Here is a 7,491-nt window from a genome sequence, read left to right as displayed (position 1 = left end):
CTGCCGTCGGCGGCCCCGGCGCTGCCGGACGGCGCCGCGCTCGCCCTCCCCGGGGCCGGCGACCACGGCGAGGGCGGGCCGCAGCCGGTCGGCACCGGGCTGGGCGAGCTGGCCCCGCCGCGTCCGCTCGGCGGCCCCGGCGCGCCCGGTGCGGGTGTCCAGGTGAGTCAGCTCGGCGCCCCCGAGGCCCTGCCCGTACCGCGCCCGATGGCCGAGCTGCCCGCCGCGCCCGTCCCGGCGGCCCCGGCCGCCCTGCCGATCGCCCCCGCGGGCGGCCACGACGAGGCCGGCGAGCACCCCCCGGTGCCCGCCCCCGCCCCCGACGGCGGTCCGCGCCGGCTGCTGGTCTGGCCCGAGCCCGACCCGGCCACCCGGCAGGCGCTCCAGGACCGCGGCTACCGCCCGGTGATCGTCCGCTCCCGCGAGGAGGTGGACGCGCAGGTCGCCGGCTTCCCCGCCGCGCTCTTCGTCGACCCGCTGACCGGGCCGATCACCCGCACCGCGCTGCAGTCGCTGCGCACCGCCGCGCTGAACAGCCGGGTCCCGGTGGTGGTCACCGCCGGCCTCGGCCAGTCCACCAGGGACGCCGCGTACGGCGCCGACCCGGCCGTCCTGCTGCGCGCCCTCGCCCCGCGCGACGGCGAGAACCACGCCCCGCGCGTCCTGCTGGTCGAGGGCGACCCGGACATCGCCGCCGCGATGATCGGCAGCCTGGAGCGGCGCGGCATGCACGTCGAGCACGCGGTGGACGAGAACGACGCCGTCGCCCGGGCCAGCAGCGTGCAGCCCAACCTGGTGGTGATGGACCTGCTCCAGATCCGCCGCCGCCGGGTCGGCCTGCTGGACTGGCTGCGCGCCAACGACCGGCTGCACCGCACCCCGCTCGTCGTCTACACCTCGGTGGACCTCGACCCGCGCGAACTGCCCCGGCTGCGCACCGGCGAGACGGTGCTCTTCCTCGCCGAGCGCTCGACCAGCGAGGACGTCCAGTCCCGGATCGTCGACCTGCTCGGGCGGATCGGCGCCATGGGCGAGGCGGGCGTCGCCGCCGCTGGCTGACGCCCGCACCCGCCGACGCCGAGGGCCGGCCAACCCCTTTCCCGGGGTGGCCGGCCCCAGGGCCTGTCCGGCTACTCCTTGTTGGACTCCTTGCCGAGCAGCGTGACGTCCAGCTTCCGCGCCGCGTAGTCGGCGCGGATCACCTTCTTGTCGAACTTGCCGACCGAGGTCTTCGGCACCGACTCGACGATCGCCCAGCGCTCCGGCAGCTGCCAGGCGGCGATCCGCTCCGCCAGGAAGGCCCGCAGCTCCGGCAGTCCGGCGGTGGCGCCCGGCCGCAGCACCACGGTCGCCAGCGGCCGCTCACCCCACTTCTCGTCCGGAACGGCCACCACGGCGGCCTCGGCCACCTCCGGGTGGGCCATCAGGTGGTTCTCCAGGTCGACCGAGGAGATCCACTCGCCGCCGGACTTGATCACGTCCTTGGCCCGGTCGGTGAGGGTCAGGTAGCCGTCCGCGGTGATCGTGCCGACGTCGCCGGTGCGCAGCCAGCCGTCCTCGGAGAACTTGTCGTCCGGGCGCTCCGGGTCCTGGCCCGCGCCCCCGTAGTACGCCCCCGCGATCCACGGGCCGCGCACCTCCAGCTCGCCCGCCGAGGCGCCGTCGTGCGGCATCCGCTCGCCGACCGGGCCGATCAGCCGGGCCTCGACGGAGGCCGGGAAGATGCCCTGGCTGACCCGGTACGGCCACTCCTCCTCCGGGGTGAGGCCGCCGGGCGGCTGGGCGAAGGAGCCGAGCGGCGAGGTCTCGGTCATGCCCCAGGCGTGGATGACGCGGATGCCGTGGCGCTCGTCGAAGGCCTTCATCAGCGCCGGCGGGCAGGCCGAGCCGCCGATGACCACCATGCGCAGGCTGGAGGTGTCGTAGTCGCCGGCGTCCAGCTCGTCCAGCAGTCCGCTCCAGATCGTCGGCACGGCCGCGCTGACGGTCGGCCGCACCGCGGCGATCATCTCGGCCATCGGCCTGGGCTGGAGGAAGCGGTCCGGCATCAGCAGGCTCGCGCCGGACATGAAGGCGGCGTGCGGGATGCCCCAGGCGTTGACGTGGAACATCGGGACGACCGGCAGCGCGATGTCGCGCGGGGTGAAGGCGAAGTTGTCGCCGGTGTTGACCTGGAGACAGTGCAGGTAGACCGAGCGGTGGCTGTAGAGCACGCCCTTCGGGTCGCCGGTGGTGCCGGAGGTGTAGCAGAGCACGGCGGCCCGGCGCTCGTCGATGTCGGTGAGCCAGGGGTACTCGGCCGGCCGGCCGGCGATCAGCTCCTCGTAGTCGTGCACGCCGCCGGGGAAGCCGGCCAGCACCGAGCGGTCGCCGGGGCCGCTGACCACGATGTGCTTGAGCGTCGGGGCGAGCTGGGGCAGGACGGCGGCCAGCAGCGGGAGGACGGTGCCGTTGACGATGATCACGCGGTCGGCGGCGTGGTCGACGATGTACGCCAGCTGGTTCGCCGGGAGCCGCAGGTTGAGCGTGTGCAGCACCGCCCCCATCGCCGGCACCGCGAGGTAGGCCTCCAGGTGCTCGGCGTTGTTCCACATCAGGGTGGCCACCCGGTCGTCCGCCGTGACGCCGAGCTCGTCCCGCAGCGCCCAGGCGAGCCGCGCGGCCCGCGCGCCGACCTCCGCGTACGTCCGGACCACCGGCCCGGTGCCGTCCCAGGTCGTGACGGTCGAGCGGGCGTGGACGGTCGACCCGTGTTCGAGGATTCGGGCGACGGTGAGCGGGACGTCCTGCATCGTGCTGAACACGGGTCCTCCTTGACCTGGGCGGCACTGCGGCGGCTCTGCCCCCGGCCCGACCGGAAGACCGGCTACTGGGCGGTAATACGGAGCAGTCGAGCCCGATTGTGCCGCGCCGTCCCCCCGCTGTCAGCACTCCGGCCCCGTTGCCCCGGTCACGGCCCGGCGAAGCGCCCGGCGGAGCGCCCGGCGGCGCGCCCGGCGGCGCGCCGACCCGTGACCGGCGGACGGGCCCCGACCGGGTGGGAGGGGCGATCGGCCGCCGGAGCGGGCGGGATACTGGGGTCATGGGTGACGGGCACGACGAACCACGGCCGGGGCCGGCGGCGACCGGCCTCCGGATGCCGTGCCCGTGCTGCTCGGACGGGGTGCGGACGCAGGCGCGGATGGGCGTGCGCGCGGGCCGGAGCGGCACCGGGTACATCCCCGAGACCTGCCGCGAGTGCGGGGGCCTGGGCTTCCTGGGGCTCGGCCTGCGGGAGTGAGGCCCCGTCAGCCGGCGAGCGGGGCGTCGACCTGGTTGCGGTCGACGGTGAGCGCCGCGCCGCCGTAGACCTCCTCGACGTTGCCGCGGTACTGGTGGACCCGCTGGTGGTAGACCCACAGGTCGGGAGCGAGCGCCCCGCCGCCGGCGGTGTCGGCGTGGTCGTCCCAGCGGGCGTACCAGAGGGTGTCGGGCAGCGGCGCGCTGCCGGCCCGCGCGGCCGCGGCGAGGTCGGCGATCCCGGAGTCCAGGCTGGAGTAGAAGCCGGAGCGGTAGCCGGCCAGGTGCAGGGCCTGGGTCCAACCGAGGGTGAAGTCGACCACGGCCTGTCCGCAGGCCGGGTCGCGCAGCGGATAGGCCTCGATGTCCAGGAAGACCGGGCTGCCCTTGCCGAGCCCGACCGCCTTCAGGCCGCGGACCGCCTCGTCCGCCTCCTCGCGGCCCTGCTGGGCGGCCCGCGCGGGGTCGATCCGCTGCGGCTTGCCCTTCAGCTCGCTGCACGGCGCCTGGAGGCCGACGTGCACGGGCAGGAAGCGCCACCCCATCGCGCGGGCCTGCCGGACCCAGTCGGCGGTGAGCCTGGGCTGGGCGCAGCCGCGCTGGCCGCCGCTGGTGTAGATGCCGACCGCGCCGTACGGCGAGGAGTCCCGCCAGGCCCGCAGGGTCTCCAGCGGCGGCGCGGTGCAGGCGTCGAAGGCCGGCCCGGCGTAGTGGTCCCGGGCCCGGGCGGTGGGCGGGCCGACCCGGTCGGGGAGGACGGTGGCCCGGATCCGGGGAACGGCGGCGGCCACCGGGGCGGTCTCGTCGGCGCTCGCGCCCGGACCGCCGGCGGCGGCCAGCAGCAGGACGAAGGAGGCGGCGGCCACGGCCGCTGGGCGGAGATAGCGCACGCCGCCTTGATACTGACGGTACGTCGGTCATCCGCGGCAGCCACGCCGCGTCCCCCCGGGAAGCCCACCCTTTCGGACGCACCCGTCCGCATCCGTCCCGATATTGGTAACGAGCTTGCCGCCCACTGGGTCCTTACGGCAAACTCGCCATCATGCCCACGCCCCACCTCACCGAAACCTCCGCCCCGACGCCGGCCGCCGCCGTCGCCGAGGCGCTTGCCATGCCGCCCGCCCCCAAGGGCGAGCCCGCCGGCGAGCGGGGCGGTTGGCGACGAGGCGGGGCGCCCGGCGAGGGGCTGCCACCCGGCGCACGGCCCGGCCGACCGTCCGGCCGACGGTTCCCGAACCTCCTGCGGCGCCCGATGGGGGACCCCCCGGCCGAAGGCTGGGGGAGGATCCCGGCGCCGCTGCTCTGTCTGACGGCGATGTTCCTGGTGCAGACCGGCATCGCGTTCTCCAAGCCGCTCTTCGGCCCGCTCGGGGTCAGCGGCACCACCTTCCTGCGGCTGAGCTTCGCGGCGGTCATCCTGCTCGCCGTCACCCGGCCCCGGCTGCGCGGGCGCCGGCCGCGCGACCTGGTCGCCGCCGGCCTGCTCGGCATGGCCTCGGCCGGGATGACGCTGCTGTTCGCCGGGGCGATCGACCGGCTGCCGATGGGCACCGCCGCCACCATCGAGTTCCTCGGGCCGCTGGCGGTGGCGCTGGTCTTCGCCCGCAGCGCCGGCCACCTGCTGTGGGCGCTGCTCGCGGCCGGCGGCGTGGCGCTGCTGACGCTGCTCGGCGAGGGCGGGGAGGGCGGCGCCGGGCTCGACCCGGTCGGCCTGCTGTACGCCTTCGGGGCGGCGGCCTGCTACGCCGCGTACATCCTGTTCACGGACAAGGTCGGGGCGGCGTTCCAGGGCTTCCAGGGGCTGGCCGTCTCGATGACGGTCGGCGCGCTGACGGTGGCGCCCTTCGGCCTCGGCGAGGCCTGGGACGGGCTGACCGCGCCGGACGCCTCGCCGCTGATGCTGCTGCTCGCGGTCGCCGGGGTGTCCCTGCTGCTGCCGGTGATCCCGTACGCGCTGGAGATGACGGCGCTGCGGCGGATGCCCCAGCGGGTGTTCAGCGTGCTGGTGAGCCTGGAGCCGGCGGTGAGCGCGCTGGTCGGCCTGGTGGTGCTCGGGCAGTTGCTGGGCGCCGCCCAGCTGGCCGGGATCGGCTGTGTGGTGGCGGCGAGCGTCGGGGCCACGCTGACCGGACGGCGCTGAGGCGGCGGGTGGCGGGTGGCGGGTGGACACGGCCGGGGGCGCGCATCGCGAGGATGCGCGCCCCCGGTCGTACGCCGGTGTCCTCGGCGCCTTCTCAGGGCGCGGAGGTTCTCAGGGCCGGAGGGGGCCTCAGGGCCAGAGCAGGGTGCGGGACCACTCCGGGGTGCGGACCGGTCCGGTCCGGGTGTAGCGGAGGCGGACGTGGTGGCGTTCCGCGTCCCCCTGCCAGAACTCCACCTCGTGCGCCCAGAGCGTGTAGACGGCGTGCCCGGCGGCGACGGCGTCCGGGGTGGCCTCCAGCCGGCGCCGGGCCACCGTCACCGCCTCCTCGTACTCGGCCGGCGAGGCCAGCGGCTCGCTCTGCCGCCCGACCAGCGCGCCGATCCGGGCGGCCGGGGAGCGGGTGGCGAACTCGGCCGCCGCCACCTGGTCGGCGGCCCGTTCGACGGTGCCGCGGACCCGGACCTGGCGGCCGAGCTGCGGCCAGTAGACGGTGAGCGCGGCGGCCGGGTGGTCGGCGAGCTGGCGGCCCTTGGGACTGTCGGCGGCGGCGGAGAAGACCCAGCCGGTCCCCGCCGCGTCCACATCACGCAGCACCAGGACGCGGGCGTCCGGCAGACCGTCGGCGTCGACCGTGGAGAGCGTGAACACCTGCGGGTCCAGCACTCCGGAGTCGAGGGCGGTGGCGAGCCAGTCGACGAAGAGCGGGCCGGGCTCGGGCGGGGCCGACTCGGTGTCGAACCCCGGCAGCGGGCGGGTCATCGGCGGGCGGCCGAGCATCAGCTCGGGCACGGACCGGGGCTCGGACCGCGCCTCCGGGCACGGCTCCGGGGCCGACTCCCGACCCGCGCCGGGACCGGGTGCGGGCGTGGTCCCGCCGGGGCCGGTCAGGCCCTCCTCCTCCGCTGCCATCGCGCCCTTCCCTCCGGTTGCCGCGGCCGCAGCCCCTCGCCGGGCGGGCCGCCGGGGGCGCCGCGCGCGGGGGTGCACTGTCGGAGCGCAACCGTACCGCCGTACGGTGACGACTCCGGGCACGGGCCCTGAACGAACCGGCCCCGGACCGGCCCGCAGCCGGGCCGGAACCGGGCTCCGGACGTGCCCGTGGGCGGCACCGGTGCGCGGTGCCGCCCACGGGACCGGTTCGCGGTGACCCTTTCCGCTACCCGGTTGCGCGTTGTGCGATCCGTTTCGATCGCCAGGTTTCCGATCCACTTCGCCGACTGCTGCGACTGATCGCGGACGATCGGCTCACCCGCGTCCGTCCTGGCCGGCCCCGGTCGTCCTTCGACGGCGCCCCCGCCGTCGACGGCACCCGGTCGGCGCCGGCACCCGGACGTTCAGGTGCTCGATCGCCCGGTCGACCGGGTGCTCAGGGGAAGACCGGCGCGAAGACGATGTTGACGTTCTCGTTGGACTGGCCGGCCAGGATGGCGCCGGAGTTGTCCTTCGCCGCGAGGGTGTTGGCCTGGTTCGAGCCGCCGGAGCCGGTGGCCGTCTGCTGGGTGGAGACATAGTTGCCGTCGACCGAGCCGAAGACGTTGCCCGTCCCGACGTTGGACACCACGCCACTGTTGGACCCGTCATTGGCGAGCGCGCCGTTGTCGGCGGCGGCGACGCCGGCACCGGCGAGCAGCAGCCCGGCCGCGAACGGGGCCGCGAGCAACAGACCGGCGGTCCGGCGGATTCGATTGCGAGCCATGGAAGCCTCCAAAAAAAGCGGTAATCATGCAATGGGGTGCGGGAGTTCACCGGCCAGACGAACACCTGCGGGCTGCGACGCCGGGAGACAGACAACCGCAACAAATCGACAAAGCACCACCTCGCGGCGGCCTTTTCGCCCTTTAGCGTGATATCCAGCAGCCCCGCGCATAACTGCGCCCCGCACCGGAATCCTGCCGACACACCGCCACCCACCTGCGATGTCGCCCGAACAGTCGGATACGACCGAGTACGCCGGGGCGGCGCGAAGGGGGCACACGGACGACCCGGCGCACCACCACGGCGCGCGACGGAAACAAACACGCCCCCCGCCGGTGCGGTCGCGCTACCGTGTCGACATTCCAGCCATCCTG

The 7,491-nt window shown here is 75.5% G+C and carries 7 protein-coding genes; 3 read left to right on the top strand and 4 right to left on the bottom strand.

Annotated features, from left to right (window positions below; genetic code table 11):
• A partial coding sequence (locus ACFP3U_RS24850) for a response regulator (protein WP_380227860.1) occupies positions 1–1,059 on the top strand: 1,059 nt, incomplete at its 5' end.
• A 71-nt stretch (positions 1,060–1,130) separates the two neighbouring features.
• Here ACFP3U_RS24850 and ACFP3U_RS24845 read toward each other — a convergent pair.
• Positions 1,131–2,804, bottom strand: a complete 1,674-nt coding sequence (locus tag ACFP3U_RS24845) for a long-chain fatty acid--CoA ligase (protein WP_380227859.1) — start codon at positions 2,802–2,804, stop codon at positions 1,131–1,133.
• Between the two features lie 278 nt (positions 2,805–3,082).
• On the opposite strand from ACFP3U_RS24845, the gene ACFP3U_RS24840 reads away from it, so the two are divergent.
• Entirely contained in the window at positions 3,083–3,280 is a 198-nt protein-coding gene (locus ACFP3U_RS24840; RefSeq protein ID WP_380227858.1) for a hypothetical protein, read from the top strand.
• A 7-nt stretch (positions 3,281–3,287) separates the two neighbouring features.
• Here the strand turns inward: ACFP3U_RS24840 and ACFP3U_RS24835 are convergent, their stop codons facing one another.
• Positions 3,288–4,169: a DUF1906 domain-containing protein gene (locus ACFP3U_RS24835; protein ID WP_380227857.1), complete on the bottom strand. Its 882-nt coding sequence runs from the start codon at positions 4,167–4,169 to the stop codon at positions 3,288–3,290.
• Between the two features lie 152 nt (positions 4,170–4,321).
• Between ACFP3U_RS24835 and ACFP3U_RS24830 the strand changes: the two genes are divergently transcribed.
• Positions 4,322–5,419 carry an EamA family transporter gene (locus tag ACFP3U_RS24830; RefSeq protein ID WP_380227856.1) on the top strand — a complete coding sequence of 366 codons (1,098 nt, stop codon included), beginning with the start codon at positions 4,322–4,324 and terminating at the stop codon, positions 5,417–5,419.
• Between the two features lie 129 nt (positions 5,420–5,548).
• Here ACFP3U_RS24830 and ACFP3U_RS24825 read toward each other — a convergent pair whose 3' ends face one another.
• Complete coding sequence (locus ACFP3U_RS24825; RefSeq protein WP_380227855.1) at positions 5,549–6,331, bottom strand: pyridoxine/pyridoxamine 5'-phosphate oxidase; 783 nt, start codon at positions 6,329–6,331, stop codon at positions 5,549–5,551.
• A 457-nt stretch (positions 6,332–6,788) separates the two neighbouring features.
• Positions 6,789–7,118, bottom strand: coding sequence for a hypothetical protein (locus ACFP3U_RS24820; RefSeq protein ID WP_380227854.1), 330 nt, complete (start codon positions 7,116–7,118; stop codon positions 6,789–6,791).
• Between the last annotated feature and the right edge of the window lie 373 nt (positions 7,119–7,491).

Origin of the sequence: Kitasatospora misakiensis, assembly GCF_042656005.1 — a bacterium.
Classification (GTDB): domain Bacteria; phylum Actinomycetota; class Actinomycetes; order Streptomycetales; family Streptomycetaceae; genus Kitasatospora; species Kitasatospora misakiensis.
Note: the sequence above shows the minus strand (reverse complement) of the source record. Positions and strands in the feature narration are given on the sequence as shown.